Consider the following 25,604-nt stretch of genomic DNA (forward strand, 5'->3'; position numbering starts at 1 on the left):
CCACCGGATCACCGGACATTCAGCGACCCCTTACCCAGGAGCCCTTATGTCCGGCGCCGATACCGTTCACCGCAATCATCTCGACGTGCTGTTCCGCGCCCACTATCGCTGGCTATGCACGTACTTGCGCCGGCAGCTGCACGACGCCGAAAACGCGGAAGACATCGCTGCCGAAACCTTCGCGCAATTGCTTCAGGCGCCCAGTGTCACGGCGATTCGTGAACCCCGCGCCATGCTCACCACGATTGCCCAGCGCCTGCTTTATCAGCGTTGGCGCCGCGCGGATCTGGAGCGCCGGCATGTGCAGCAGTTCGAGGTCGAGGTCGCCACTTCGCCTGAAGAACTCGCACACCTGAGCCAGACCCTCAAGCGCCTCGACCACAGCTTGCAACGCCTGCCCGGCAAGGTCCGCTCGACCTTCCTGCTGGCGCGGATCGATGGCCTGACCTACCCGCAAATCGCCGCCGAACTGGGCATCTCGCAGCGTTCGGTCAGCGTTTACATGAGCCGTTCCCAGGCCCTGTGCGACCGCCACAGCGCCAACCAAATCCTGACAGACAAGAGGTCCGCATGAGATCGATCAAAACCCTGCTCGGCCGTTCGTTGCTGGCACTGAGCCTGAGCATTGGCGCCGTTGCCGCCAGCGAAAAATCCGCGCCGATCCACTTCGGTGACATCACTTGGGAAAGCGGCAGTTTCATCACCGAGGTGCTGCGGCTGATCGTCGAGAAAGGCTACGGCTACCCGACCGATACGCTGCCGGGCAGCACCGTCAGCCTGGAAGCGGCGCTGGCGAAAAACGACATTCAAGTGATCGGCGAGGAATGGGCCGGGCGCAGTCCGGCGTGGGTCAAGGCTGCCAATGAAGGCAAGGTGTTCGGCCTTGGGGACACGGTCAAGGGCGCAACCGAGGGCTGGTGGGTGCCGGAATACGTGATCAAGGGCGACCCCGAGCGCGGCATCAAAGCGTTGGCCCCGGAGCTGAAATCGGTGGCTGACCTGCCGCGCTACAAGGACGTGTTCCGCGACCCGGAAGACCCGCGCCGTGGACGCTTTCTCAACAGCCCGACCGGCTGGACCTCGGAGATCGTCAACAGCCAGAAGCTCAAGGCCTATGCGCTGACCGACAGCTACGTCAACTTCCGCACCGGCTCCGGCGCGGCGCTGGATGCCGAGGTGGCGTCATCGATCAAACGCGGCAAACCGGTGCTGTTCTATTACTGGTCGCCGACGCCGCTGCTCGGGCGCTTCAAACTGGTAAAACTCGAAGAACCGCCGTTCGATGCCGAGGCCTGGAAAACCCTGGCCGATGCCAATAATCCGAATCCCAAGGGCACCCGCTCGATGCCGGCCAGCCTGGCGATTGGCGTGTCGGCGCCGTTCAAGGCGCAATACCCGGAACTGGTGGCGTTCTTCGAGAAAGTCGACTTGCCGATTGATCTGCTGAACCAGACGCTGGCCGGAATGAGCGAAAAGCGCCAGCCACCGCGGCAGGTCGCCGAAGCGTTTCTGCGTGATCAGCCGCAGGTGTGGCAGGCGTGGGTGCCGGGGGAGGTGGCGAGCAAGGTGACGGCGGGACTTTGAGTTTCTGCCGGTTGATCTGCGTTGTTTGAACGGACGCCTTCGCGAGCAGACTCGCTCCCACACTGGATTTTTGACGTGCACAAAACCCCTGTGGGAGCGAGCCTGCTCGCGAATGATCTGAAGGCCTACGCCGCTTCTGCTGCCAACGCCGCCACCACGGTCGGCCGCTGTTCAATCCGCGCCTGAAACCGCGCCAGCGCCGGCCACTGCGCCAGGTCAATGTCAAACAACCCGGCCCAACGCAGCACCACAAACAACAATGCATCCGCCACGCTGAAGCCGCTCGGCAGCAGATACTCCTGCTGCTCCAGCACCGTGACCAACACGGCAAAACGCTTGAACAACTTCTCCTTGATCACCTCGGCCGGCAGCCGCTCATCAAACAGCGCGCCGAGGCCGCCGTGGATCTCGCTCGAAATGAAATTCAGCCACTCCTGCAAACGCAGCCGTTCGAAACTGCCGGGCGCCGGCGCCAGCCCTGACTGTGGTTGCAGATCCGCCAGATATTGCAGGATCACCGGGCCTTCGGTCAGCACCGCGCCGTTGTCCAGTTGCAGGGCGGCGACATAGCCCTTGGGATTGATCGCCAGGAAGTCTTCGCCGCTGGCGGTGCGCTTGCTGCGGTTGTCGACGCGAATCAGCACGAAGGGCAGCTTCAGTTCGCGCAACACAATGTGCGGCGCCAGTGAACAGGCTTGCGGGGCGTAATACAGCTTCATCGGCAGCTCTCTGGTGAGGATTTGGCGCCAGTGTCATAGTGCGCCGTACCCTCGGTAAAATTAATCTTTCAGAAAGCAGCCATAAGGACAGCTACTGTCATGATGAACCTGATGCATTGGCGGCTGGTGGTCGCTGTGGCCGATCACGGCAACATCACCCGCGCGGCCGAGCGGGTCGGCATGACCCAGTCCGGCGCGAGCCAGGCCTTGGCGCTGATGGAACAAACCCTCGGTGTGCAACTGTTCAGTCGCGAAAGCCGGCAAACCTTGCCCACCGCCATTGGGCTGCCGGTGATTGAGCAGGCGCGCGTAATGCTCGGCGCGCTGCAAACCATTCGCCAGACCGTCGACAGCGTGCGCCCGATGCTGCGCGGGACGATTCGCCTGGCAAGTTTTCCCATGGTCCTGGCGAGTTTTCTGCCGCCGCTGCTGCGCCAGTTCAATCGCCTGTACCCCGGGATCGAAGTGGTGGCGCTGGAGGTCAGCGATGACGAGGTGGAAACCTTGCTTGCGGCCGGTCTGGTGGATGTCGGTGTGGTGCTCAACCCGGCCCCCGAGCGCAATGCCGGGCCATTGGGCCGTGATGAATGGGTGGCGGTCGTGCCGACGGGCCATCCGCTGGCGCTGCGAGGAACCGAGCAAGGCGTCACCCTGCAAGAACTGACCGCGCTGCCCTTTGTGCTGGCCACCGGCGGTTGCTCGACCAACGCCCGCAGCCTTGCCGCCGAAGCCTGTTTGCAGTTGCAGGATGTGCGGGTCGAGGTGCGCGAGTGGAGCAGCGCTTTCACGCTGGTGCGGGAAAACCTCGGCGTGACGCTGGTGCCGGAAATGACCTTGCCGGTCGACCGTCAGGGCTTGCGCGTGATTGCTCTGCAACCACCTGTCGAGCGGGTGTTTTCGCTGGTGTTGCCTGCGGGGCAGACGGCGTCGGCAGCGGTGCAGGCGCTGCTGGATTTGCTGGCGGAGACTTCGCTTGCCTCCGTTCGCTGAACCGTTTCTTGTGCAAAAAGTGCCAGATACTGGCCGACTAGTGGCCTTGCGCGTGGCAGGGCGCTGGCTATGCTAGCTGTAACTAACTATGTCGACCGTCATCGGTTAGCCGTGATTTCAACGCTGCCAGAGTGCGCAATCAAAGGCACCGGACACTGAACCAACAAGGAGCCAGTTGTACATGGAAGTTCTTCTGCACGTTAGGGCTGGCCCGCTCGCGGGCTATCAAGAGAAGGATGTCTTGATGAGAGCGTCGCGGCATGCACGCTCGGATTAAACATCATTTATCACCTGACAACTTCCTCCTGTGGAGGAATGCGTGTGCCTGTTCTGTGGAACGTAGTGGTGGATTCTGAAAGACCTGAACTTTCATCAAATCAAAAGACCGCGCGGAAGGTGATACAACCATGTTCAACCTACATCACAAGGCTGACCTGCAGGAAATCGAGCGTTTCAGCTGCGCCTTGACCGAAGCCAACGCCAAGCTCGAAGCGATCAGCCGCTCGATGGCGATGATCGAATTTACCCCCGAAGGCATTGTTCTGGATGCCAACGAAAACTTCTGCAAGACCATGGGTTACAGCGCCGAGGAAGTGCGTGGCAAACATCACCGGGTGTTCTGCGAAGAAGCGTTTTACCGCAGCGAGGAATACGCCAGATTGTGGCGCGACCTGGCCCGGGGCGAGCCGGTCAGCGGCACGTTTCTGCGCTTGAACAAGTCCGGCAGGGAGATCTGGCTTGAAGCCAGTTACATGCCGGTGTACGGCCCGGACAAACAAGTCAGAAGCGTCATAAAAGTTGCCGCCGACATCACCGCCCGAGTCAACAAAGAGCACGAAGAAGAAAGCATGCTGGCGGCAATCAGCCGTTCGATGGCGGTGATCGAGTTCACCCCGGAAGGCAATGTGATTACCGCCAACGACAACTTTCTGCGCACCATGCAATACACGCTGCCGGAAATCGTCGGCCATCACCACAGTATGTTCTGTCACCGTTCCGAATCCGAATCGGCGCAGTACAAAGCGTTCTGGGCGTCGCTCAATCGCGGCGAATATCACTCGCACCGTTTCGAGCGCAAGAACAAGTCCGGACAGATGGTTTATCTCGAAGCCTCGTACAACCCGCTGTTCGACACCAAGGGTCGCTTGTACAAGGTGGTGAAGTTCGCCAGCGACATCACCCAGCAGATGACTACGCTGCAGAACGCCGCGGAATCGGCCCACAGCACCTCGGTACAGAACGATGCCTGCGCGCAAAAAGGCTCACAGGTCGTGCAGCAGACGGTGCAGATCATCCAGGACATTTCCCGCGACCTCAACGAAGCGGCGCGGAGCATCGATGCGGTGAACAAGCAGTCGGACATCATCGGCACCATCGTCCAGACCATTCGCGGGATCGCCGACCAGACCAATCTGCTGGCGCTCAACGCCGCCATCGAAGCGGCCCGGGCCGGTGAGCACGGGCGCGGGTTTGCCGTGGTCGCGGACGAGGTGCGCAGTCTCGCGGCGCGCACCAGTCAGGCGACCCTGGAGATTGTCGAAGTGGTGCGCAAAAACCATGACCTGTCGCTGAGCGCGGTGTCGAGCATGCAGTCGAGCCTGAGCCGCACCGGGCTGGGTGTGGAACTGGCGAACGAGGCGGGGGAGGTGATCCTGGAGATTCAGCAGGGTTCGCGGCATGTGGTGGATGCGATCGGACAGTTCAATGCGACGTTGCAACTGAACTAGCATCTACGCCAAAAACCTGTAGGAGCTGCGGCACGCTGCGATCTTTTGATTTTGTTTTTTTAGATCAAAAGATCGCAGCGTGCCGCAGCTCCTACATGGGTTTGCAGTCAAAGCGCCGCGAGAAACTTGTCCGCCAGTTTGTCGCTGTCCTTGACATCATTGGCGTTGTCTTTTTCCGCCTGCGCCAGTTTCATCTTGTCCTGCAGACGCTCGGCGATCTCTTTGCCGATGGCCAGTTGTTTCTCCGGCGGCATGGCTTTGATGTCGTCTTCGGTGATGCCCATGCTTTGAAGGATACTGTCGCGCAGACGCTGTTCCGGCGACTTGCTCATGTAGTCCTTGAACGCGTCGGTGGCCGAGGTGTCGCTGGTGCTGCCGGCAGTCGTGGCGTCGGTGGTTTGCAGGCCGACACGGGTCTTGGCGAAGGCTTCGTCGACGTTATCGCTGATGCGCGTGGCGGCGGCCACTTGCTGGGTGGCGATCTGCGTGGCCGAATCCTGGACCTTGGAGGTCGCATCGGTGGCTTGCGACTGAGTCTGGTTCTGCAGCGATTGCAACATGGCGCCGTGCAGGCCGCTTTGCAGACCGGCAGCGGCGGTCGTGGTCGCGTCATCCGCCAACCGCTTGGGCAGGTGGATGAGCTGCTGCTGTTTGGCACTGACCAACATCATGATGGAGACCTTTGGATAATTGCTGACGGGCATATCCGAGCAATTAGCGTGCCTTTGCAGAAAATCCCGCTATTTCAAGGGTGTACTGTTGGTGCATGCGCAATCAGGCGGTCATCCCTTGCCGCCGGGCGGCAGAGGATGACCGTGTGGCCGTCAGCGATGGGCAATGTTTTCCAGTGCCAGATTGCGCGTGCGCGGGCCGAACCCGCCGATGGTCAGCATCACGATCAGCATGCTGCTGACGATGAACGCCAGCACGCCGGGCGTGCCGAAGTAGTCGAGGAACAACCCGATCAACAGGCTGCTGAACACTGTCGACAAGCGACTGAACGAATAACAGAAACCCACCGCCCGGGCGCGGATGTTGGTGGGGAACAGTTCGCTCTGGTACGAGTGATAACTGAAACTCAGCCAAGCGTTGCAGAAGGTGATCATCACCCCGCAGAAGATCAGGCCGAAGGCGCTGGTCTGTAACGCGAACAAGGTGCCGAAGGTCATGGCGCCAAGGGCTGAGCCGACGATCTGCCATTTGTTCTCGAAACGGTTGGCGAACTTCACGAACAGCAATGGCCCGAGCGGGTAGGCCAGGGTGATGATGAAGGCGTACATCAGGCTGTGAGTGACGCTCACGCCCTGGCCGGAAAGCAGCGCCGGCAGCCAGTTGCCGAAACCGAAGAAACCGATCGCCTGGAACACGTGAAACACGATCAACATCAGCGCCCGACGCCGATACGGCGGTTGCCAGATATCGGCGAAACGGCCCTTGCCCTCGACATCCACCGGAACGGCTTCAGGCGCATCCAGCGGTTGCCGGTGATCCTTCTCGCAGCGGGCTTCGATGTCGTCGAGAATCCTGTTCGCCTCATCGAAACGCCCATGCTGCGCCAGCCAGCGCGGCGACTCCGGCAGACGCTTGCGCAGCCACCAGATGAACAGCGCAAACACCGCACTCGCCAGCACCACCCAACGCCAGCCCGACACGCCGAACGGCGCCTGCGGCACCAGCCACCACGACATCAATGCCACCGCCGGCACCGAAAGAAACTGTACGAAAAAGGCGAAGGCAAACGCCGAACTGCGCATGCGTTTGGGCACCAGTTCCGAGAGGTAGGCGTCGATGGTCACCAGCTCGATGCCCAAGCCAATCCCCACCAGAAAACGCATGCAGATGATGCCCAGCGCCGAGCTTTGAATCCCCATCAGCACCGTGGCCACCGTGTACCAGACCAGCGCAAAGGTGAAAATCGCGCGGCGGCCGAAACGATCGGCTAACGGGCTGAGCAGGCTGGCGCCGAGGAACAGACCCAGGAAGGTCGCCGAAGCGAATGCCGCCTGATCGGAGAAACCGAACACACCCTGATTGCCGGTGGCGAAGATCCCGTCACGGATCAGCCCGGGGCTGATGTAGGCCGTCTGGAACAAATCGTAGAGTTCGAAGAAGCCGCCAATCGACAACAGCGCCACCAGTCGCCAGATCGTGGCGACGGCGGGCAGGCGGTCGATGCGGGCGGAAATCTCGGCGGCGCGTATCGGATCGATGCCGTCGCATTGCGCGGCGGCGGGGGCGTGAGCAGTCATGGGGCTGGTCCATTTTTTATTGATGGAAAAGCTTAGCCTGCTATCGGAGTTGATGGATTGTGAATATCGGCGGTTTTCCCGCAGATACCGCCGATTTTTCGCAATAACTGCTTACGAATTAACGATTTATGCCGCTGCGGCAGAGTCGGGCAGCGCTGAGGCCGGCAGGCCGAAAATGCGATCGAACAGCCCGTTGAAGGCGAACGTGTAGCACGGGATGAAGATGATCAACGCCAGATCCAGCAAGAACGCCTGCACCAGACTGATGTTCATCCACCAGGCGATCAGCGGGATCAGGAACACGATCAGTGTCAGCTGAAAACCCACGGCGTGGGCGATGCGCCGCTTGACTGTGCGGGTGCGTGATTTCTGGCGGCTTTCCCAATGCTCGAACAGTGTGGTGTAGATGAAATTCCAGGTCACGGCGATGGTGGTGATGATCACCGCCAGCGGGCCGGTGCTGCCCGGTGAAGTGCCGGACAACAGCGCCAGGCCGAGGGCGGAGAAGGTCATGCCGATCACTTCGTAAAGCGACACATAGACCAGTTTGCGTTTGACGCCTTGCATGGGGATTTGCCTCTTTCTTGCAATGTGTTGGCCAGCGGGACTGGCGGAGGCGGCGAAAGATAGCTTCAATAGTGGTGACAGAAAAAGTCAGTAGCTTTCAGTTTTGGTGATAGGTGGTGTTTTGAATTTCAACAGCGACAGCATCGAGCTGTTTCTTGCGGTGATTGATCGTGGCTCGTTCTCCGCCGCCGCCCGCGCTTTGGGCAGGGTGCCTTCGGCGGTCAGCATGGGCATCGGCAATCTTGAGGCGGAGCTTGGCTATGCCTTGTTCGACCGCAGCCATCGCGAACCGCAGCCAACCGCGATGGCGCTGTCACTGGTGCCCCATGCGCGGTTGATTGCCGAGCAGCTCAAGCAGCTGCAAGTGCACGCGGTGGAGTTGTCGCTGGGGCTGGAGAGCAAGCTGTCGATTGGTGTGGTCGCCGACATCGATCGCCGCCGCTTGCTCGCCGCGATCAAGGTGATTGCCGAGCGTCATCCGCTGCTCGACATCGAAGTGCTGACCGCACCGCAGGACGATGTGCTGGCGATGCTGCACCGTGGCCGCGTCAGCGTGTGTCTGGTGTTTGCCGGGTTGAGCATGAACGTGCTGGAGCGTTTTCAGTTTGTCGGCAGCGAACGGATGATCGCCACGCTGGCGGCAGACAGCCCATTGTTGCGGGGGCAGGATCTGTTCCTTGAAGACCTGGTGCATGTGCGGCAGATTTTCGTCGCCAGCCGTGATTTGCCGATCAGCGAAACCCGGCCGCTGGTGGCTGAGTCGCACTGGCGCACCGATACGCTGGAGGCGGCGCTGGAGATGGTCGAGGCGGGACTGGGCTGGGGCAATTTTCCGTTGTCGGTGGTGCAGCCGTGGCTGGACAGCGGGCGCTTGCAGCGCCTGAATTTTCGCAACATCGAAAACGGCCTGGTACTGCCGGTGCACGCGGTGTGGCTCAAGAGCCAGCCACTGCAGAAGGGCGCGTCGGCCCTCGTTGACCTGCTCAGCCGCTAGAAACAGTGGAGATCCAATGTGGGAGCGAGCCTGCTCGCGAATGCGGTGTGTCAGACGACACAGGTTTATCTGCACCACCGCTTTCGCGAGCAGGCTCGCTCCCACAAGGGGTGAGTTTCAATCCAGCATCTGTGACGCATCACAGAATTCTTGGGTGACTATGTACTTTCGCGAATCTTCAATTCAAAACCCATATCCTCAACCGGCCGCGCCACGCTGTTGCCGGCCATCAACGTCAGCATCTGCTCCGCCGCGCGCCGGCCAATCGCCTCGCGCGGGGTGTTGATGCTGCTCAGGCGCGGCACCATGTGCTCGGACATCGGCAAGTCGTTGAAGCCGAGGATCGCCACCTGCTCGGGGATCTTGATCCCGTTGCGCAGCGCCTCCAGCAGCGCACCCTGCGCCAGGTCGTCGTTACCAAAGAAGATCGCATCGACGTCCGGATGCGCCGCCAGCAGTTGCAGGAACAACTCTCCGCCTAATCCCACCGACGAGGAGCGCGGGGTCAGCACTTCCAGATCCGGGTCATAGCGCCCGGCCTTCTGCAGGGCTTTGCGAAAACCCTCGCCGCGCAACAAGGTGCGTTGATCGAGCTGTGCGCCGATATAGGCCAGACGCTTGCGACCGCGCGAGAGCAAATGCTCGGCCGCGGTTTCGCCGGCGCTGAGCTGCGAGAAACCCACGCAATTCACGCCGGCCGCGCTGTCCAGTTCCATCATGTACACGCAGGGAATGTTGCTGGCCTCGATCATCCGTCGCGAACTTTCCGTGCGATCAAACCCGGTCAACAGCAAACCACGCGGCTGATAAGCCATGTAGTTGCGCAGCAGGTTTTCTTCTTCATCGCGTGAATAGTGGAAGTTGCCGATCAGCACTTCGAAGCCCTTGGGCGTCAGCACCCGATGAATGGCTTCCAGCGTGTCGATGAACAGCAGGTTGGACAGCGACGGCACCAGCACCACCACCGAATGGCTCTGCGCCGAGGCCAAGGCGCGGGCGGCAGGGTTGACCACGTAATTGAGTTCGAGCGCGGCTTTCTGCACTTTTTCCACCAGTTCGGTGGCCACGGTGCTGACCCCGCGCAAGGCGCGGGACGCGGTAATCGGGCTCACGCCGGCAAGGCGGGCAACTTCATTAAGGGTGGGACGGCCGGTGGTGCGAGTGTTTTTATCGTTTTTAGGGGTGGTCATCGGGCGGCTTGCCAAACAAAAATCAAGGCACTAAGGTAGCGCTGTCCTGATGCAGCTGCAAATGCGTAAGCGAGGTCCTGCCTGATCCTCGCTTTTTGGCGTTGGGCGACAACCTGCTGCAACCCAAAAAAACGACAAGAAGGCGTCGGCAACTTCTGCCTGTGCACTAGAGTCATAGCTAGCAAAGGTAGCGCTGTCTGCGCGCTGAGGTGTTATATGAGTCATCCCATCACCGCCCTGGTCATCATGGGCGTTGCCGGTTGCGGCAAGACGTGCGTCAGCGAGGCCCTGTGCCAATTGAGCGGCGCCACTGCCATTGAAGGCGATACTTTTCATCCGGCCGCCAACATCGAAAAGATGAGCGCGGGGATCCCCTTGAACGACGACGACCGTGCCGGCTGGCTCGACAGCCTGTGCGTTGAGTTGCGTCGTGTCGATGCACTCGGCGAGCGTCCGGTGCTGACCTGCTCGGCGCTTAAACACAGTTACCGCGAAGTGCTGCGCAGTGCCTTGCCGGGCCTGGGCTTCGTGTTTCTCGAACTGACCCCTGAAGTGGCTGCCGACCGCGTGTCCCATCGCCCGGGTCATTTCATGCCGGCGACGTTGATCGAAAGCCAGTTTGCCACCCTCGAATCGCCGGTCGGCGAGCCGTTGACCCTGGCGCTGAATGCTTCGATCCACAGCGTTGAAGAGCTGGCGGCCCAGGCGCACGTCTGGTGGCAGGCTCATGGTCTGAAACAGGCGGTATGAGTGTGTTGAAAGAGTTAGCGCTGTCCTCACGAATTCTGTTTAACCCGCTTTAATAACAACAACAAGCCAGGAGACACCCCCAATGTTTGGCATGTCCCACGACGCCTACCTGCTGCTCGATGCAGTGGTCACGGTAATCGGTCTGATTATCCTGATCACCAAATTCAAGATTCACCCCTTCATCGCCCTGACCATCGCGGCCGCGTTCCTCGGCCTGACGTCCGGCATGCCGATCGGCACCATCACCAAGGCGTTCCAGGACGGCTTTGGTGGCGTGCTCGGTTTCGTCGGCATCATCCTCGCGCTGGGCACCATGCTCGGCAAAATGATGGCCGAATCCGGTGGCGCCGATCAGATCGCGCAGACCCTGATCCGCGCGTTCGGCAAGGACAGAGTGCAGTGGGCCATGATGTTCGCCGCGTTCCTGGTCGGTATTCCGCTGTTCTTCGAAATCGGCTTCGTGCTGCTGATTCCGCTGGTGTTCATCGTTGCCCGACGCACCGGGGTGTCGATCATCAAGATCGGTATTCCGCTGCTCGCCGGTCTGTCTGCGGTACACGGTCTGGTGCCGCCGCACCCGGGCCCGCTGCTGGCAATCGGCGTGTTTGGTGCCGACATCGGCAAGACCATCCTCTACGGTCTGATCGTGGCGCTGCCGACCGCCATCATCGCCGGCCCGATCTTCGGTACGTTCATTGCCAAGCACATTCCCGGCACGCCGAACCAGGAACTGGTCGATCAACTGGCCCGCGAAACCGATTCGCAGAACCTGCCGAGCTTCAGCATCACCCTGGTCACTGTGCTGCTGCCGGTGTTCCTGATGCTGCTGAAAACCTTCGCTGACGTCGCGCTGCCGGACGGTCATTTCTTCCGCACCTGGATGGACATGATCGGCCATCCGATCTCGGCACTGCTGCTGGCCCTGCTGCTGTCGCTGTACACCTTCGGTCACAAGCAGGGCATCGGTTCGCAGCAGATGCTCAAGTGGCTGGACGCGAGCCTGGCGCCGACCGCCGCGATCATCCTGATCATCGGTGCCGGTGGTGGCTTCAAGCAGATGCTGGTGACCAGCGGCGTGGGCGACGTGATCGGCCACATGGCGGTCAGCGCGCAGATCTCGCCGATCTTGCTGGCGTGGCTGGTGGCGGCGGTGATTCGTATCGCCACCGGTTCGGCCACCGTGGCGACCATCACGGGCGCGGGCATCGTGGTGCCGGTGGTGGGGATGATTCCGGGCGTCAACCGTGAACTGCTGGTGCTGGCCACCGGTGCCGGGTCGTTGATCCTGTCCCATGTGAACGACGCCGGTTTCTGGCTGGTGAAGCAGTACTTCAACATGACCGTGGCCGAGACGTTCAAGACCTGGACAGCGATGGAAACCATCCTGTCGGTGGTGGGCCTGGGCTTCATTCTGTTGCTGTCGCTGTTCGTTTAACCTCGAACGCAAGACACAAAAAAACCGCAGCGATGCGGTTTTTTTGTGCCCTGATTTTAGGGTTAACCCAAAACCAATGTGGGAGCGAGCCTGCTCGCGAAGAGGCCATGTCAGACAACCCATATGTTGACTGATAGACCGCTTTCGCGAGCAGGCTCGCTCCCACAGGGGGCAGGTGTCAGACGCCAGTTTTGGCGACTAACCCATCCGCCCGGAACATCCCGCGAATCCCGCGCACCGCCTGCCGAATCCGGTCCTGGTTTTCGATCAGCGCAAAACGCACATGATCATCGCCATACTCACCAAAACCCACCCCCGGCGAGACACAGACCTTGGCCTCGGCCAGCAGCTTCTTGGCAAACTCGAGCGAGCCCAGATGCGCATAAGCCTCGGGAATCTTCGCCCAGACGTACATCGACGCCTTCGGATTCTCGACCATCCAGCCCAGCTCGTGCAGGCCTTTGACCAGCACGTTACGGCGCTGGCGATACTGTTCGGCGATGTCACGCACACATTGCTGATCGCCTTCCAGCGCAGCAATCGCCGCCACTTGCAGCGGAGTGAAAGTGCCGTAGTCGTGGTAGCTCTTGATCCGCGCCAGGGCGTTGACCAGTTCCGGGTTGCCGACCATGAAACCGATGCGCCAGCCGGCCATGTTGTAGCTTTTGGACAGGGTGAAAAACTCCACCGCGATGTCTTTGGCGCCGGGCACCTGCATGATCGACGGGGCTTTCCAGCCGTCATAGACGATGTCGGCGTAGGCCAGGTCGTGCACCACCAGTACGTCGTATTGTTTGGCGAGGGCGATTACCCGTTCGAAGAAATCCAGCTCCACGCATTGTGCGGTGGGGTTGGACGGGAAACCGAGGATCATCATCTTCGGCTTCGGGATCGAACCGCGAATGGCCCGTTCCAGCTCGGCGAAGAAGTCCACGCCCGGCACCAGTGGCACCGAACGCACCTGGGCACCGGCAATCACCGCGCCGTAGATGTGAATCGGGTAGCTCGGGTTCGGTACCAGTACCGTGTCGCCCTGATCCAGGGTCGCCAGCATCAAATGCGCCAGGCCTTCCTTGGAACCGATGGTGACGATGGCTTCGCTTTCCGGGTCGATGTCGACCGCGTAGCGTTCCTTGTACCAGTTGGAAATCGCCCGGCGCAGACGTGGAATGCCCTTGGACGTGGAGTAACCGTGGGTGTCTTCACGTTGGGCAACTTGTACCAGTTTTTCGACGATGTGCGGCGGCGTGGCCCCGTCGGGGTTGCCCATGCTCAAGTCGATGATGTCTTCACCACGGCGCCGCGCGGCCATCTTCAGCTCGGCGGTGATGTTGAAAACGTAAGGGGGGAGTCGATCTATGCGCGCAAAGCGGCGCGGCGAACCTTGTTCAGCCATTGTTGCCTCGGATAACGTAAGCGCCCGGAACCGTCCGAGCGACGCTGGTCACTGCGGTGACCTGTGGCGGAAGATAAGGGCTGTGATGGCAGGCTGTCCAGCCTGCGTGTAAACAAATTTTTCCCAAGGAAATCGGTAGATGGAATTCACCAGCGGCTTCTTGCTGAGCCTCTCGCTGTGCCTGGACATCGGCGTAGCCAACATCGCAATGATCACCCTGGCGATGCAGCGCGGCTACTTTCAGGGCTTCGCGCTGGGCCTCGGCACCTGCGTCGGTGACCTGATCTACGCGGTGCTGGCGCTGGCCGGCATGACCGTGCTGCTGCAGTACGAAAGCGTGCGCTGGGTGCTGTGGATCGGCGGGTCGGCGCTGCTGATCTACTTTGCGGCGAAGATGATCTATTCGGCGATTCACCACGAGGCGCAGTTGGCGGCGACCGCCGAGGTGGGGCAGAACTCGCATCGCAAGGAGTTCTTTCGCGGGATTTTCCTCGCCATGTCTTCACCGAGCGCGATTCTCTGGTTCGCCGCGGTGGGCGGCACCCTGATCGCCCGCTCCGGTGGCGGTGGCCCTGTAAGTTCGGCGCTGTTCCTCGGCGGCTTCCTGTGCGCCGGGCTGCTGTGGTCGGCCGGGCTGTGCTTCGCCGCGAGCCACGGCGGCAAGTTGCTCGGCGACAAGCTGTTGCGCTACTCGTATATGGCATCGGCAGCGATCTTCTGCTATTTCGCGGTGTACGTGATCGTATCCGGTTATAACGAGTTCGTCGGTTCCGGGGCCGCCGACCAGTTGCACGCCCTGTAGCATTGCGAATCGGGTTTGGCTTCTATACTCAGCAGCCGAACCCCTTCTTTTGTTCCAGGAGTCGAGTCATGGATGAGCAAAAACGCGTCGAAGTGGCTGAACCTCGCTTCGAACATGGACACTTCCTGCTGATCGCAGGATTTCGTGGTCGATTTACCCAGGACACCGCCAAGGACATCCCCGCGCTGTGGGAAAGGTTCTTGCCGCACTTGGGAAAGATACAGGGACAAAAAAACGAAGTGACCTACGGCGTCTGCAGCAATTTCGACGGCCAGGGTGGCTTCGATTACATCGCCGGGGTGGAAATCAGCAAGCTCGACGACCTCGACCAGAAGGTCTATCAGTGGGTCGAAGTGCTGCCTCGTCAGTACGCCGTGTTCGAGCACAAGGGACCGCTCGATCAGTTACCTCAGACTCTGCAATACATCTACAAAACCTGGCTGCCGACTTCCCACTATGTGGAGCTCAACGCCCCGGAGCTGGAACGCTACAGCGCCGATTTCAATCCGCGACTGCACACCGGCAAACTGGAAATCTGCGTGCCGGTCGACACCAAAGCCTGAACCATAACGATGAGGCGGATCACTGATCCGCCTCATGTTGTTCAACCGCGCTTGCCTTTGCCCAGCCGTCGCGCCCGCAACAGGTCGATGCCCAAGGTGATAAAGCCGAACGTACTGATGCCCAACACCATCAACAGGCCGATTTCAACGCTGCTCATAAGCGGTTACCCCCAAGGGTGATCAGAGACACACCGCAGAAATAGCCCGCCGCCCGCACGAAGAAAAGCGCTTATACGCAAGCTTTACGCCCCCCGCGCGGATCGATATGCACACCTTATTCCTTTATGCTTTGCGCACTTTTCTCCGCTGATTTTCGAGCTGCCATGAACACCGTCATCCGCAACGTCACCGCCGCCGACCTGGACCGCTGCTACGCCATCGAAACCGTTGCCTACGAAGGCGATGAAGCCGCCACGCGCGAAAAGATCGCCACGCGCATCGCCACCTGGCCGGAGGGTTTTATCGTCGCCGAAGTGGAGGGCGTGGTCGCCGGGTTCATCAATTCGGGCGCGGCGTTTGACGTGCAGATGTCCGACGAGGCGTTCAAGGAACTGATCGGCCACGACCCCAAAGGGCCGAACGTGGTGATCATGTCGGTGGTGGTACACCCGGACTATCAAGGGCAGGGCCTGGCCAAGCGATTGATGGCCGAATTCATCGAGCGCATGCGCGGTATGGACAAGGCGACGATTCATCTGATGTGCAAGGAGAAGCATATTGCGCTGTATGCCGGGTTCGGCTTTGCCTACATCAAGCCGTCGGAGTCCGAACATGGCGGGATGGCGTGGCACGAGATGATCCTTACTCTCTGATTCAACCCGTTCAAAACTGTGGGAGCGAGCCTGCTCGCGAAGAGGCCGTGTCAACCAACCAATTTGTTGACTGATATGACGCTTTCGCGAGCAGGCTCGCTCCCACAGGGGGTTGTGGCGTTTTGAGTTCCCCGTTCAGTAGAGAGTGTCGCTTACTCTTTTCGGTGCTTCGCGATCGTACGTCTCGGCATCAAACTGCCCATCATTCAGACGCTTGTGGAAAGCGCCCGCAGAGGGCAGGGCCGAGCGCGGCAGGTGAGTCTCGGGGTTCCACGCATCGGAACGCACAAACGCTTTCGAACAATGGAAAAACGCCGCCTCCACCGTCACCAGCAACACCGTTTTCGCCGGTTTGCCATTCACCGCAAAGCTTTCCAGCAGTTCGAGATCGGCGCTGATGGTCGCGGTGCCGTTGACCCGCAAGGTCTCGCCGATCCCCGGAATGATGAACAGCAGCGACACCCGTGGATCCTGCAGCACATTGCGCAAGGTATCGATGCGGTTGTTGCCCGGGCGATCCGGCAGCGCCAGGGTGTTCTGGTCGATGATCCGCACAAATCCCGGCGCATCGCCGCGTGGCGAATTGTCCAGGCCGTCGGCGCCCACCGAGCTGACGATCACCAGCGGCGAAACCCGCACCATCGCCTGATAATCTTCGTTGAGAAAACCGATCTGCTTGCGCACCGCGCGCTCGTGGGGCAGGCCGTAAATAGCTTCCAGTGCTTCGATTGAATCGATCATCGTGCATCCCTCGATGATTTAGAAAAACAGCCCCATGCGCCGCTCGTAACCGATCCGGCCCTTGTACGCTTCGCCGCTGTCGACGAAACCGTGTTTGGCGTACAGCGCGATCGCCGCGTCGTTATCGGCATCCACCGACAGTTCCAGCGCTTTGATCTCCGGCCATGCTTCACGCGCGACGTCGGGCAACGCCTGCAGGCAGGCCTTGCCATACCCCTTGCCTTGCGCGCGGTGATCGACCTGCAAGGCGTGCAGGGTGGCGCTGTGTTCATCGGCCCAGGCCGGCAACACCGGCGGGCGCTTGAGCAGCAGGAACGCCACTGGCACTTGATCGGCCAGCAGGGCAAAGCCTTTCACGCCGGGGCCGGGTTTGGACAGCAGCGTGTGCAGCGCACCGTGAATGTCGCCGGAAAACTTGATCTGCTCGGGATGGATTTCAATTGCCTCGACCTGCTGACGCTGCAAGGCGTTCAGGCTGTCGTACGGCACGAGTTGGGCTGACACGGGAATTTCCTTTTTCCTACAAAGGTGAGCCTCGGATTCTAGCGATTTTGTCTTCGGCGGAAATTTTTTGTTTCGACTGTCGATCTGCCCGATGGCCGAACGACTAAGGGTGTCTTCACTACAAAAACCACGGAGAACACCATGAGCGCACACACTGAAATCCAGGCCCTGATCAACACTTACCGCGAAGCGGTGATGACCAAGAATGTCGACAAAGTGATGGCGTTGTACGCCGACGACATCGTCTCGTTCGATGCGATCAAGGCCCTGCAATTCAAAGGCAAGGCGGCCTACCGCGCGCACTGGGAAGCCTGCATGGAAATGTGTTCCGGCCCGCACGTTTTCGAGTTTCACGAGATCGCCATCGAGACCGCCGACAACCTCGCTTTCGCCCATTGGGTCACGCATTGCGGGGGGACCAACGACAAGGGCGAAACCCAGAGCTGCTGGATGCGCGCTACCGCGTGTTATCGGCCAGTGGGCGTAACGTGGAAGATTGTCCACGAGCACTGGTCGGCGCCGTTCGATCCGATGAGCGGCAGCACGCTGTTCGATGTGCAACCCTGATCTTCAGCCATAGTTGATCCGTTCGATTCAGGAGAAAGCCATGAAGTACCTATGCTTGGTCTACAGCGATGAGCGCCTGCTGCACACCTCGCCCGACAGCCCGGAAGACGCCGAGTGCTGGGCCTATGCCGAGTCGATTCAGGGCAGCGGGCGGATGGTTGCCGCCGAAGCGCTGGAGTCGGTGCAGACTGCGACCACGGTGCGCATGCGCAACGGCAAGCTGTCGATTACCGATGGCCCGTTCGCTGAAACCAAGGAGCAACTGGCCGGGTTTTACCTGATCGATGCCAAGGATCTGAACGAAGCGATTCAGGTCGCCGGCCACATTCCGGCGGCCCGGGTCGGTAGCGTTGAAGTGCGTCCGGTGCGGCAGTTGAATGTCTGAAGTCCGGGCGCGGGTCGAGCAGGTCTATCGCGAAGACTCGCGGCGGATTCTGGCAACCCTGATTCGCCTGCTCGGCGATTTCGACCTCGCCGAAGAAGCCTTGCACGAGGCGTTCTTCGTCGCGGTCGAGCGCTGGCAGCGCGACGGCGTGCCCGACAATCCGCGTACCTGGCTGGTGTCCACCGGACGCTTCAAGGCCATTGACGTATTGCGCCGTCGCGCCCGCTTCAAGGCCTCGCAGCCGCTGTTGCTGGCGCAGCTTGAGGAACTGGAGCAGGCCGACTGGAGTGGCGAAGACGTGGAAGACGACCGCTTGCGGCTGATCTTCACCTGCTGTCACCCGGCCTTGGCGGCGGATGCGCAAGTGCCGCTGACCTTGCGTGAAGTCTGCGACCTGACCACCGAGGAAATCGCCCGCGCGTTTCTTTCGGCTCCGGCGGCGATTGCTCAGCGCATCGTGCGGGCCAAGGCGAAGATTCGCGACGCCAGAATCCCTTATCAAGTGCCGAGCCTGAGCGAGTTGCCCGAGCGCCTCGACAGTGTGTTGCGGGTGATTTATCTGGTGTTCAACGAAGGCTATTCGGCATCGATGGGCACTGAGTTGATCCGTGAAGACCTGACCCGCGAGGCGATCAGGCTCGGGCGTTTGCTCATGGAATTGCTGCCGGAGCCGGAGGTCATGGGCTTGCTGGCGTTGATGTTGTTGCATGAGTCGCGGCGGCCGGCGCGCACGTCACCCAGCGGAGAGTTGATCCTGCTGGATGATCAGGATCGTTTGCGCTGGGATGCCGGGTTGATCGCCGAAGGTTGTGCGCTGGTGGAGCGGGCGCTGACCACGCGGCGATTTGGGCCGTATTGCCTGCAAGCAGCGATTGCCGCGGTGCATGCCGAAGCGCCGTCAGCGGCTGAAACGGATTGGCAGCAGATCGTTGGCCTCTACGACGTGCTGTTGCGCGCAGTGCCGTCGCCGGTGATCGAGTTGAACCGCGCGGTGGCAGTGGCCAAGCGCGATGGGGCGCTGGCCGGGCTGACGCTGATCGAGTGGATTCTGGATCGCGGCGAGTTGCAGGATTACCACCTCGCGCATTCGGCGCGGGCGGAATTTTGTCGGCAGTTGGGTCGGGTAGAGCAGGCGCGGGCGGCGTATCGGCGAGCACTGGAACTGACCCGGCAAGAGCCGGAGCGGCGGTTTATCGAGGGGCGGCTGAGCGAACTGGACTGAGCTGAACGCTTCGCTGGCCCTGCCGACCTCTTCGCGAGCAGGCTCGCTCCCACCTTTGGAATGCATTTCTCTGTGGGAGCGAGCCTGCTCGCGAATGGGCGCGCCGCTATTCCAGCATCTTGCTCAGCAACCAACTCCCCGCCGGCCCCGGCGGATAAATCCGCGACCACAGTGCATCGACATACACCGGCCGTGGCCAGCCACGCACCGTCAGCTCCACCAGCGAGCCATTGCCGAAACGCCCCACCAGCCAGCGTGGCAGCGCCGCCCAGCCGAAGCCCATTTCCGCCATCTCCATCAGCATCAGGTAACTCGGGGCGGACCAAACCCGGCCTTTGGCCCGGCTGTCGTAGGGATTGACGATGGTCGCCAGGCGCAACTCGCGATACTGCTCCAGCACCTGCTGATCGACACCTTGGATGCCGGTCAGCACATGATCACGTTTGACGAACAGCGCGATGTCGGTGTGCTCGGCCACGGTCGAGGTCACTAGGTCCGGCGGGTAGCTGTCGCGCATTTCGGCAAATGCCAGGTGCGCGCGGCCACGCTGGACCAGTTCGATCAGGTCGTCGCACTCGGCGATCAGGCATTCCAGTTCCAGGTCCGGATAACGCTGCTCGAAGTCGACCAGCGCCGCTTCGAAGCGCGCCGATTGATAGGTGTCGGAAATCGCCACGGTCAGCTTCGGCTCGACACCTTGGGCCAGTTGCCGGGCGCTCATTGCCATACGATGGGTGGCCGCCAGAATCGCCTCGGCCCGTTGCAGCATCACATGGCCGGCCGGGGTCAGGGTCGGTTTGCGGCTGCTGCGGTCGAACAGCATCAGATCCAGATCGATCTCCAGGCTGGCCACAGCGGCACTGATGGTTGACTGACTGCGCCCCAGTTTGCGCGCCGCCGCCGAAAACGAACCCTGAGTGGCCGCTTGCACAAAGGCCAACAGCACTTCCTGCGAAGCCATGAACTATCGCCTTGATCGATGGTTATTGGTTATGAAGTATCGGGGCGACGATGGATCATGGCAACTATCTTCACTCAAGGAGTCAGGCCATGACTGCCAGCAAATCCATTACTGAACGTATCCTCCAGGCCATCGGTTTCGAGTGTCTGGCGATCCTGATCTGCACGCCGTTGCTGGCGTGGATCATGGACAAACCGCTGTTGGACATGGGCGCGGTGACCGTGCTGATCGCTCTGCTGGCGCTGGCCTGGAACGTGCTGTTCAACGGCTTTTTCGACCGCATGCTCAAACGCCTGAACCTCGGGCACAACGCCTGGACGCGGGTGATCCATGCGCTGCTGTTTGAGGGCGGGTTGATCGTGATGGGCGTGCCGCTGATTGCCTGGTGGCTGTCGGTCAGCCTGTGGCAGGCGTTCTTGCTGGACATCGGCGTGCTGCTGTTTTTCCTGCCGTACACCTATGTGTATCACTGGGGGTATGACGTGGTGCGCGAGCGGTTTGTGCAGCGCAGCGCCTGTCAGAGCTAACCCGAACCCTGTAGGAGCTGCCGCAGGCTGCGATCTTTTGACTTTGATTTTTTAAAAACAAGATCAAAAGATCGCAGCCTGCGGCAGCTCCTACAGGGGCGTGTTGGGTTTAGAGGAACATCCCGCCCGATGCTTCGACCCGCTGCCCGTTGATCCACTGCGCACCCGGCGCCAGCAGCATCGACAGTGCGCCACCGATGTCATCCGGTTGCCCGGCGCGACCCAGTGCGGTGTTGCTGGCGACCATCGCGTTCAACGCCGCGTTGTCGCGCACCGCGCCGCCACCAAAATCAGTCTCGATGGCGCCCGGCGCCAGAATGTTCACGCCGATCTGCCGCGCCCCCAGCTCCTTGGCCTGATAGCGGGTCAGCACTTCCATCGCACCCTTCATCGCCGCGTAGGCGGCATAGCCCGGCAGGCTAAAGCGGGTCAGCCCACTGGAAATGTTGATAATGCGTCCACCGTCATTGATCAGCGGCAGCAGTTGCTGAGTCAGGAAGAACGGCCCTTTGAGCTGGATATTCATCAGCAGGTCGAACTGTTCCGGAGTGGTTTCGGCGAACAGTGCGTGCACGCCAATCCCGGCGTTGTTGATCAGGAAGTCGAAGCGCGGACGATCAAAGTGCTGCAACGCCTGCTCAACCCGCGAAGCGAAATCGGCAAAGCTTTCGCTGCGGCCCACATCCAGTTGCAGCATCACGGCTTTGGCGCCGCGTTGTTCCAGTTCAGCCACCAGCGCCTGGGCTTCATCGGCGCGGCTGTTGTAAGTGCCGATGATGTCCACGCCTTCGGCGGCGAGGTGCAGGGCGGCGTTCTTGCCCAGGCCACGGCTGGCGCCGGTGATCAATGCGATTTTGCGGCTCATGTGAAATCCTCGATTGCGGTGAGTGGTGATGAGCAAAGTTTATTTATCCGCTGTGGGGTGATAAACAGACTGAAACCGGAATCACTGATCGGCTCAGTCGAACAATCAACGGGTGTCCTCATGAACAAACTGGAATTGCTGCGCACCTTCGTCCGGGTCAGCGAACTGTCGAGTTTTACCCTGGCCGGCGAGAGTCTCGGGCTGCCGCGCTCGACGGTGTCCGAGCATGTGCAGGCTCTGGAAAGCCTGCTTGGCACGCGCCTGTTGCAACGCACCACGCGCAAAGTGCAGGCGACGCAGGACGGTCTTGTGTTGTACGAACGCAGCAAGGATCTGCTGTCGCACATGGACGAGATCGAGGGGCTGTTTCGCCAGGATCCGGCCTCGTTGAGCGGGCGGATTCGCGTCGACATGCCGAACATTCTGGCGCGACGCCTGATCATGCCGCTGCTGCCTGAGTTCATGGCGCGCCACCCGAGTCTGGAACTGGAAATCAGCAGCACCGACCGCCGCGTCGATCTGCTCAGCGAGGGCTTCGATTGCGTGGTGCGCATCGGCGCGCAGCCGGATCAGTCGGTGGTGGCGCGGCATCTGGGTGATTTTCCGATGATCAACTGCGCCAGCCCCGCGTACCTTGAACGCTACGGCGTGCCGCAGACGCTGGAGGATCTGGCGCAGCATCGACTGGTGCATTACGTCGGCGTGCTCGGTTCGCGCTCGGAAGGGTTTGTGTATGAACAGGACGGTCAGGTGCGGCGCCTGCCGATGGCCGGCAGTGTCACGGTCAACAGCACCGATGCCTATGAGTCGGCCTGTCTGGGCGGGTTCGGCCTGATTCAGGTACCGCGCACCGGCATGCAGCCGCACCTGGACACCGGAGAGCTGGTGACGGTGCTGCCGCAGTTCACGGCACCGGCGATGGGCATTTCAATCCTGTATGCGCGGCAACGGCATTTGCCGCTGCGGGTGCGGGTGTTCATGGAGTGGTTGGGGGAGGTGATTCGTTCGACGCTCTGACCGACTTCACCTGTAGGAGCTGCGGCACGCTGCGATCTTTTGATTTTGCTTGTAAAAAACAAGATCAAAAGATCGCAGCGTGCCGCAGCTCCTACAGAGGATTTGTGGGGATCAGAAGATCTGGGTGAACAGCCAGTACAGGCTGCCCGACAGCAGAATCGCCGCCGGCAAGGTCAGCACCCACGCCATCAGCAGATTGCGGATGGTCTTCATCTGCAAGCCACCGCCATTGGCGACCATGGTCCCGGCCACGCCCGATGACAGCACATGGGTGGTCGAGACCGGCAACCCGAACATGTCCGCCGCGCCAATGGTCAGCATCGCCACGGTTTCCGCCGAGGCGCCCTGGGCGTAGGTCAGGTGGGTCTTGCCGATCTTTTCGCCGACCGTCACCACAATCCGTTTCCAGCCGACCATGGTCCCCAGCCCCAAGGCGATGGCCACGGCGATCTTCACCCACAGTGGAATGAAGCGTGTGGCGTTGTCGATCTGCTGCTTGAACAGCTGCAGTTTGTCCGTGGTGTCGGCGTCGAAGTTGCCGACCTTGCTCTTCTCCATCAAGCGAATGCTTTCGCTGGCCAGGTACATGTCGTTGCGCACGTTGCCCATGGCTTCGGCCGGGACTTTCGACAGCGAACCATAGCCTTTGACCTCTTCGCCAATGTGCCCGGTCAGGGCGGCGAGGGCGGGGATCAGTTGCGGCGTGGCTTGCTTGCTGCGCACGTAATCCGACAGCACCGGACGCGGATCGACCGGGGCTGGCAGCGGGGTGTTTTTCACCAGCGCTTGCTGGGTGACTTCGGCGACAGCGGCAAACTGCAGCGCCTGATCGGCGGGCATGGTGCGGTTCAACGCGTAAGCCATGGGCAGGGTGCCGACCAGAATCAGCATGATCAGGCCCATGCCTTTCTGCCCGTCGTTGGAGCCGTGGGCGAAAGACACACCGGTGCAGGTGGCGATCAACAAACCGCGAATCCACCACGGTGGCGGGTTGTTGCCTTGCGGTGCCTTGTACAGCGCGCGGTTCTTGATGAAGGCGCGCATGGCCAGCAGCAACAGCGCCGCGCAGCCGAAGCCCACCAGTGGCGACAGCAACAGCGCGTAACCAATCTTGGTTGCCTGCGCCCAGTCCACGCCGCTGGTGCCGTCGCGCCCGTGCATCAGGGCATTGGCCACGCCGACGCCGATGATCGAGCCGATCAGCGTGTGGGAAGAGGAGGCCGGCAGGCCCAGCCACCAGGTGCCGAGGTTCCACAGAATTGCCGCGATCAGCAGGGCAAAGATCATCGCGAAACCGGCGGACGAACCGACCTGCAGAATCAGCTCCACCGGCAGCAGGGCGATGATGCCGAACGCCACCGCGCCGCTGGACAGCAGCACCCCGAGGAAATTGAAGAAGCCCGACCAGACCACCGCCACGTTCGGCGGCAGCGAGTGGGTGTAGATCACCGTCGCGACGGCGTTGGCGGTGTCGTGGAAGCCGTTGACGAACTCGAAGCCCAGCGCAATCAGCAACGCCACGCCGAGCAACAGGAACGGGGTCCAGGTGGTGACGGTGGTGCCCAGCTCATGCATGTCGTGCATCAGGCTGTAAGCGGTGAACAACATGCCCATGGCCAGAACCGCGAAGAACACCACGTAAGTAAACGGACCGGGTTTCTTATCAAGTGCCGGCCGGCCGCCGTGGGCGGACGCGGGGCGGGCGGCGGTCAGGGAGGGAGTAGCCATGAGCGGACAATCCTGAGCGAGGGAAGGTTTGTTCGTCATGATCGTTGCTAAATATTACAGAGAGACTGCGATAGATCAGTGTTTGGCTGAATAACCAGACCACCGATCTGAAGTTCAATGAGGTCCCCTGTGGGAGCGAGCCTGCTCGCGAAGACGGCGTGTCAGTCACCATCATTGTTGAATGACAGATCGCTTTCGCGAGCAGGCTCGCTCCCACAGGGGATCTGTGCTGGACATCAGGTTCGGTGGTCAGTAATCCCCACGCTTGCGAAACGCCCAGCGCCCGGCAATCACGGTAAACGTCGCCACCAGCGCCACCAGAATCCAGAACCCCTCGGGATCCGTCGCCAGCGGCACGCCGCCGACGTTCATGCCGAAGAAGCCGGCGATGATGTTGATCGGCAGCGCCAGCACCGTGACCACGGTCAGGGTGAAGAGCGTGCGGTTGCTCTGTTCGTTGAGGTTGGCGGCGATTTCTTCCTGGAGCAGTTTGATCCGCTCGCCGAGGGCGGTGAGGTCGTTGATGATCAGCGCAAATTCCTCGGTGGACTTGCGCAGCTCCTTGACGTCCTCCTTCTGCAGCCACGCCGGCGGCCGGTTGAGCAAGCGCAGCAAGGAGCCCGGCTCCAGCGCCAACAGGCGTTGCAGGCGCACCAGCACCCGACGGTTGGCACCGAGTTCGGCGCGGTTGGTCGACAGGCGCGAGGAGAGTAATTCGTCTTCGACCTGATCGACGCTCATGCTGGTCTTGCGCACGATCTGCGTCAGCACTTCGCCCTGATCGCGCAGCAGGTGCACCAGCAGTTCCGACGGTGAGCGAAAGCATTCGCCGGCCTTCACCGACGAACGCAGTTTGTCCACCGAGTGCAGCGGTTGCAGGCGTGCGCTGACGATCAGTTTGCTGCGCACGCAGACCCACAGCGTCGACACGTCCGAGGACACCATGCTGCTGAGGTTGAACACCACGTCGTTGACCACCGCCAGCAACGCCGAGTCCACGTGCTCGATGCGCGTCGAGCGCGAACCTTCGTGCAGCGCCTCGAAGAATTCTTCGGGCAATTGCAGATGACTTTTCATCCAGCGCTCACACGCGGCGTGCGCCAGGTTCAGGTGCAGCCAGAGGAATTCATCACGGTCGCTGTCGTCTTGCAAGCAACGCAGGGCGGTCGCCGAATCGACTTCGCGGCCACGCTCACCAGGACGAAAACGGAAGCCGTAAAGCAGACCGAACAAATCAGGATCGCGATGACTGAGGTCGAGGCTGTGGTTCATGGAGGCTCGCTGCGAGGAGGGCGTCTGGCGTGGAGTT

General features: G+C 61.0%; 26 protein-coding genes and 2 pseudogenes. 16 read left to right on the forward strand and 12 right to left on the reverse strand.

The window, feature by feature from the left end:
- Positions 1-46: 46 nt before the first annotated feature.
- Both ACM6HV_RS18365 and ACM6HV_RS18370 read left to right on the forward strand, forming a co-directional pair.
- Positions 47-574 carry a sigma-70 family RNA polymerase sigma factor gene (locus tag ACM6HV_RS18365; RefSeq protein WP_086791903.1) on the forward strand — a complete coding sequence of 176 codons (528 nt, stop codon included), beginning with the start codon at positions 47-49 and terminating at the stop codon, positions 572-574.
- Positions 571-1,584 (forward strand): ABC transporter substrate-binding protein, encoded by a 1,014-nt coding sequence (locus tag ACM6HV_RS18370; RefSeq protein WP_041066375.1) that lies wholly within the window; start codon positions 571-573, stop codon positions 1,582-1,584. The genes ACM6HV_RS18365 and ACM6HV_RS18370 overlap by 4 nt, the downstream gene beginning before the upstream one ends.
- 125 nt (positions 1,585-1,709) lie before the next feature.
- Here the strand turns inward: ACM6HV_RS18370 and gstA are convergent, their stop codons facing one another.
- Positions 1,710-2,303, reverse strand: coding sequence for a glutathione transferase GstA (gstA, locus tag ACM6HV_RS18375; RefSeq protein WP_145594462.1), 594 nt, complete (start codon positions 2,301-2,303; stop codon positions 1,710-1,712).
- A 99-nt stretch (positions 2,304-2,402) separates the two neighbouring features.
- Here gstA and ACM6HV_RS18380 point away from each other — a divergent pair, with 99 nt between their 5' ends.
- The 3 genes and pseudogenes from ACM6HV_RS18380 to ACM6HV_RS18390 all read left to right on the forward strand — a co-directional run.
- Positions 2,403-3,293, forward strand: coding sequence for a LysR family transcriptional regulator (locus tag ACM6HV_RS18380; RefSeq protein WP_121186810.1), 891 nt, complete (start codon positions 2,403-2,405; stop codon positions 3,291-3,293).
- A 407-nt stretch (positions 3,294-3,700) separates the two neighbouring features.
- Positions 3,701-4,477: pseudogene (locus ACM6HV_RS18385) on the forward strand (PAS domain-containing protein); the annotation flags it as partial.
- 120 nt (positions 4,478-4,597) lie between these two features.
- Positions 4,598-5,020: pseudogene (locus ACM6HV_RS18390) on the forward strand (methyl-accepting chemotaxis protein); the annotation flags it as partial.
- A 107-nt stretch (positions 5,021-5,127) separates the two neighbouring features.
- Here ACM6HV_RS18390 and ACM6HV_RS18395 read toward each other — a convergent pair.
- The 3 genes from ACM6HV_RS18395 to ACM6HV_RS18405 all read right to left on the reverse strand — a co-directional run bounded on the left by ACM6HV_RS18395 (position 5,128) and on the right by ACM6HV_RS18405 (position 7,836).
- Complete coding sequence (locus ACM6HV_RS18395; protein WP_414904998.1) at positions 5,128-5,688, reverse strand: hypothetical protein; 561 nt, start codon at positions 5,686-5,688, stop codon at positions 5,128-5,130.
- 156 nt (positions 5,689-5,844) lie between these two features.
- Positions 5,845-7,269, reverse strand: a complete 1,425-nt coding sequence (locus tag ACM6HV_RS18400) for an MFS transporter (RefSeq protein WP_414904937.1) — start codon at positions 7,267-7,269, stop codon at positions 5,845-5,847.
- Between the two features lie 126 nt (positions 7,270-7,395).
- Entirely contained in the window at positions 7,396-7,836 is a 441-nt protein-coding gene (locus ACM6HV_RS18405; RefSeq protein WP_414904938.1) for a PACE efflux transporter, read from the reverse strand.
- Between the two features lie 121 nt (positions 7,837-7,957).
- Here ACM6HV_RS18405 and ACM6HV_RS18410 point away from each other — a divergent pair, with 121 nt between their 5' ends.
- Entirely contained in the window at positions 7,958-8,830 is an 873-nt protein-coding gene (locus ACM6HV_RS18410; protein WP_414904939.1) for a LysR family transcriptional regulator, read from the forward strand.
- A 158-nt stretch (positions 8,831-8,988) separates the two neighbouring features.
- On the opposite strand, the gene ACM6HV_RS18415 is transcribed toward ACM6HV_RS18410, so the two are convergent.
- Complete coding sequence (locus tag ACM6HV_RS18415) at positions 8,989-10,020, reverse strand: LacI family DNA-binding transcriptional regulator (RefSeq protein WP_047295927.1); 1,032 nt, start codon at positions 10,018-10,020, stop codon at positions 8,989-8,991.
- A gap of 216 nt (positions 10,021-10,236) precedes the next feature.
- On the opposite strand from ACM6HV_RS18415, the gene ACM6HV_RS18420 reads away from it, so the two are divergent.
- Together ACM6HV_RS18420 and ACM6HV_RS18425 are read left to right on the forward strand one after the other, a co-directional pair.
- The gene (locus tag ACM6HV_RS18420; protein WP_041066400.1) at positions 10,237-10,770 is read left to right on the forward strand and encodes a gluconokinase; all 534 of its coding nucleotides are present in this window, start codon (positions 10,237-10,239) and stop codon (positions 10,768-10,770) included.
- Between the two features lie 82 nt (positions 10,771-10,852).
- Complete coding sequence (locus tag ACM6HV_RS18425; RefSeq protein ID WP_414904940.1) at positions 10,853-12,205, forward strand: GntP family permease; 1,353 nt, start codon at positions 10,853-10,855, stop codon at positions 12,203-12,205.
- A 178-nt stretch (positions 12,206-12,383) separates the two neighbouring features.
- Here ACM6HV_RS18425 and alaC read toward each other — a convergent pair whose 3' ends face one another.
- Complete coding sequence (gene alaC, locus ACM6HV_RS18430; protein ID WP_145594453.1) at positions 12,384-13,601, reverse strand: alanine transaminase; 1,218 nt, start codon at positions 13,599-13,601, stop codon at positions 12,384-12,386.
- 139 nt (positions 13,602-13,740) lie between these two features.
- Here alaC and ACM6HV_RS18435 point away from each other — a divergent pair, with 139 nt between their 5' ends.
- From ACM6HV_RS18435 to ACM6HV_RS18445, 3 genes are all read left to right on the forward strand, one after another.
- Positions 13,741-14,403, forward strand: a complete 663-nt coding sequence (locus ACM6HV_RS18435; protein ID WP_095137081.1) for a LysE family translocator — start codon at positions 13,741-13,743, stop codon at positions 14,401-14,403.
- Positions 14,404-14,471: 68 nt separating this feature from the next.
- A complete protein-coding gene (locus ACM6HV_RS18440) occupies positions 14,472-14,966 on the forward strand; it encodes a GyrI-like domain-containing protein (protein WP_041066414.1) in 495 nt (164 codons plus the stop codon).
- Between the two features lie 323 nt (positions 14,967-15,289).
- On the forward strand, positions 15,290-15,778 hold the full coding sequence (locus ACM6HV_RS18445) for a GNAT family N-acetyltransferase (RefSeq protein ID WP_414904941.1): 489 nt from the start codon (positions 15,290-15,292) through the stop codon (positions 15,776-15,778).
- Positions 15,779-15,913: 135 nt separating this feature from the next.
- Here the strand turns inward: ACM6HV_RS18445 and ACM6HV_RS18450 are convergent, their stop codons facing one another.
- Entirely contained in the window at positions 15,914-16,519 is a 606-nt protein-coding gene (locus ACM6HV_RS18450) for a pyridoxamine 5'-phosphate oxidase family protein (RefSeq protein WP_414904942.1), read from the reverse strand.
- 18 nt (positions 16,520-16,537) lie between these two features.
- Entirely contained in the window at positions 16,538-17,023 is a 486-nt protein-coding gene (locus ACM6HV_RS18455) for a GNAT family N-acetyltransferase (protein ID WP_414904943.1), read from the reverse strand.
- A gap of 141 nt (positions 17,024-17,164) precedes the next feature.
- On the opposite strand from ACM6HV_RS18455, the gene ACM6HV_RS18460 reads away from it, so the two are divergent.
- From ACM6HV_RS18460 to ACM6HV_RS18470, 3 genes are read left to right on the forward strand one after another with little or no spacing between them, the layout of a single operon-like run.
- On the forward strand, positions 17,165-17,590 hold the full coding sequence (locus ACM6HV_RS18460; RefSeq protein WP_414904944.1) for a YybH family protein: 426 nt from the start codon (positions 17,165-17,167) through the stop codon (positions 17,588-17,590).
- A gap of 40 nt (positions 17,591-17,630) precedes the next feature.
- Positions 17,631-17,975, forward strand: coding sequence for a YciI family protein (locus tag ACM6HV_RS18465; RefSeq protein WP_003227360.1), 345 nt, complete (start codon positions 17,631-17,633; stop codon positions 17,973-17,975).
- Positions 17,968-19,197, forward strand: a complete 1,230-nt coding sequence (locus tag ACM6HV_RS18470) for an RNA polymerase sigma factor (protein ID WP_414904945.1) — start codon at positions 17,968-17,970, stop codon at positions 19,195-19,197. Before ACM6HV_RS18465 ends, ACM6HV_RS18470 begins: the two co-directional genes overlap by 8 nt.
- A gap of 106 nt (positions 19,198-19,303) precedes the next feature.
- On the opposite strand, the gene ACM6HV_RS18475 is transcribed toward ACM6HV_RS18470, so the two are convergent.
- Positions 19,304-20,158: a LysR family transcriptional regulator gene (locus ACM6HV_RS18475; RefSeq protein ID WP_414904946.1), complete on the reverse strand. Its 855-nt coding sequence runs from the start codon at positions 20,156-20,158 to the stop codon at positions 19,304-19,306.
- An 89-nt stretch (positions 20,159-20,247) separates the two neighbouring features.
- Between ACM6HV_RS18475 and ACM6HV_RS18480 the strand changes: the two genes are divergently transcribed.
- Complete coding sequence (locus ACM6HV_RS18480) at positions 20,248-20,685, forward strand: multidrug/biocide efflux PACE transporter (protein WP_414904947.1); 438 nt, start codon at positions 20,248-20,250, stop codon at positions 20,683-20,685.
- Positions 20,686-20,794: 109 nt separating this feature from the next.
- Here ACM6HV_RS18480 and ACM6HV_RS18485 read toward each other — a convergent pair whose 3' ends face one another.
- On the reverse strand, positions 20,795-21,550 hold the full coding sequence (locus ACM6HV_RS18485; protein WP_121186789.1) for an SDR family NAD(P)-dependent oxidoreductase: 756 nt from the start codon (positions 21,548-21,550) through the stop codon (positions 20,795-20,797).
- A 120-nt stretch (positions 21,551-21,670) separates the two neighbouring features.
- Between ACM6HV_RS18485 and ACM6HV_RS18490 the strand changes: the two genes are divergently transcribed.
- On the forward strand, positions 21,671-22,567 hold the full coding sequence (locus tag ACM6HV_RS18490) for a LysR family transcriptional regulator (RefSeq protein WP_414904948.1): 897 nt from the start codon (positions 21,671-21,673) through the stop codon (positions 22,565-22,567).
- Positions 22,568-22,678: 111 nt separating this feature from the next.
- Here ACM6HV_RS18490 and ACM6HV_RS18495 read toward each other — a convergent pair whose 3' ends face one another.
- Together ACM6HV_RS18495 and ACM6HV_RS18500 are read right to left on the reverse strand one after the other, a co-directional pair.
- Positions 22,679-24,295, reverse strand: a complete 1,617-nt coding sequence (locus tag ACM6HV_RS18495; protein WP_414904949.1) for an inorganic phosphate transporter — start codon at positions 24,293-24,295, stop codon at positions 22,679-22,681.
- 249 nt (positions 24,296-24,544) lie between these two features.
- Positions 24,545-25,567 carry a transporter gene (locus tag ACM6HV_RS18500; RefSeq protein WP_041066447.1) on the reverse strand — a complete coding sequence of 341 codons (1,023 nt, stop codon included), beginning with the start codon at positions 25,565-25,567 and terminating at the stop codon, positions 24,545-24,547.
- Positions 25,568-25,604: the final 37 nt, after the last annotated feature.

It is taken from the genome of Pseudomonas sp. IT-P260, assembly GCF_949768395.1.
Lineage (GTDB): Bacteria > Pseudomonadota > Gammaproteobacteria > Pseudomonadales > Pseudomonadaceae > Aquipseudomonas > Aquipseudomonas parakoreensis.

What these genes read in the sequence shown, in the direction of transcription:
- ACM6HV_RS18365 (WP_086791903.1), top strand. Translation starts at nt 47, where the DNA reads ATGTCCGGCGCCGATACCGTTCACCGCAATCATCTCGACGTGCTGTTC.
- ACM6HV_RS18370 (WP_041066375.1), top strand. Translation starts at nt 571, where the DNA reads ATGAGATCGATCAAAACCCTGCTCGGCCGTTCGTTGCTGGCACTGAGC.
- gstA (WP_145594462.1), bottom strand. Translation starts at nt 2,303, where the DNA reads ATGAAGCTGTATTACGCCCCGCAAGCCTGTTCACTGGCGCCGCACATT.
- ACM6HV_RS18380 (WP_121186810.1), top strand. Translation starts at nt 2,403, where the DNA reads ATGATGAACCTGATGCATTGGCGGCTGGTGGTCGCTGTGGCCGATCAC.
- ACM6HV_RS18395 (WP_414904998.1), bottom strand. Translation starts at nt 5,688, where the DNA reads ATGTTGGTCAGTGCCAAACAGCAGCAGCTCATCCACCTGCCCAAGCGG.
- ACM6HV_RS18400 (WP_414904937.1), bottom strand. Translation starts at nt 7,269, where the DNA reads ATGACTGCTCACGCCCCCGCCGCCGCGCAATGCGACGGCATCGATCCG.
- ACM6HV_RS18405 (WP_414904938.1), bottom strand. Translation starts at nt 7,836, where the DNA reads ATGCAAGGCGTCAAACGCAAACTGGTCTATGTGTCGCTTTACGAAGTG.
- ACM6HV_RS18415 (WP_047295927.1), bottom strand. Translation starts at nt 10,020, where the DNA reads ATGACCACCCCTAAAAACGATAAAAACACTCGCACCACCGGCCGTCCC.
- ACM6HV_RS18420 (WP_041066400.1), top strand. Translation starts at nt 10,237, where the DNA reads ATGAGTCATCCCATCACCGCCCTGGTCATCATGGGCGTTGCCGGTTGC.
- ACM6HV_RS18425 (WP_414904940.1), top strand. Translation starts at nt 10,853, where the DNA reads ATGTTTGGCATGTCCCACGACGCCTACCTGCTGCTCGATGCAGTGGTC.
- alaC (WP_145594453.1), bottom strand. Translation starts at nt 13,601, where the DNA reads ATGGCTGAACAAGGTTCGCCGCGCCGCTTTGCGCGCATAGATCGACTC.
- ACM6HV_RS18435 (WP_095137081.1), top strand. Translation starts at nt 13,741, where the DNA reads ATGGAATTCACCAGCGGCTTCTTGCTGAGCCTCTCGCTGTGCCTGGAC.
- ACM6HV_RS18440 (WP_041066414.1), top strand. Translation starts at nt 14,472, where the DNA reads ATGGATGAGCAAAAACGCGTCGAAGTGGCTGAACCTCGCTTCGAACAT.
- ACM6HV_RS18445 (WP_414904941.1), top strand. Translation starts at nt 15,290, where the DNA reads ATGAACACCGTCATCCGCAACGTCACCGCCGCCGACCTGGACCGCTGC.
- ACM6HV_RS18450 (WP_414904942.1), bottom strand. Translation starts at nt 16,519, where the DNA reads ATGATCGATTCAATCGAAGCACTGGAAGCTATTTACGGCCTGCCCCAC.
- ACM6HV_RS18460 (WP_414904944.1), top strand. Translation starts at nt 17,165, where the DNA reads ATGAGCGCACACACTGAAATCCAGGCCCTGATCAACACTTACCGCGAA.
- ACM6HV_RS18465 (WP_003227360.1), top strand. Translation starts at nt 17,631, where the DNA reads ATGAAGTACCTATGCTTGGTCTACAGCGATGAGCGCCTGCTGCACACC.
- ACM6HV_RS18470 (WP_414904945.1), top strand. Translation starts at nt 17,968, where the DNA reads ATGTCTGAAGTCCGGGCGCGGGTCGAGCAGGTCTATCGCGAAGACTCG.
- ACM6HV_RS18475 (WP_414904946.1), bottom strand. Translation starts at nt 20,158, where the DNA reads ATGGCTTCGCAGGAAGTGCTGTTGGCCTTTGTGCAAGCGGCCACTCAG.
- ACM6HV_RS18480 (WP_414904947.1), top strand. Translation starts at nt 20,248, where the DNA reads ATGACTGCCAGCAAATCCATTACTGAACGTATCCTCCAGGCCATCGGT.
- ACM6HV_RS18485 (WP_121186789.1), bottom strand. Translation starts at nt 21,550, where the DNA reads ATGAGCCGCAAAATCGCATTGATCACCGGCGCCAGCCGTGGCCTGGGC.
- ACM6HV_RS18490 (WP_414904948.1), top strand. Translation starts at nt 21,671, where the DNA reads ATGAACAAACTGGAATTGCTGCGCACCTTCGTCCGGGTCAGCGAACTG.
- ACM6HV_RS18495 (WP_414904949.1), bottom strand. Translation starts at nt 24,295, where the DNA reads ATGGCTACTCCCTCCCTGACCGCCGCCCGCCCCGCGTCCGCCCACGGC.
- ACM6HV_RS18500 (WP_041066447.1), bottom strand. Translation starts at nt 25,567, where the DNA reads ATGAACCACAGCCTCGACCTCAGTCATCGCGATCCTGATTTGTTCGGT.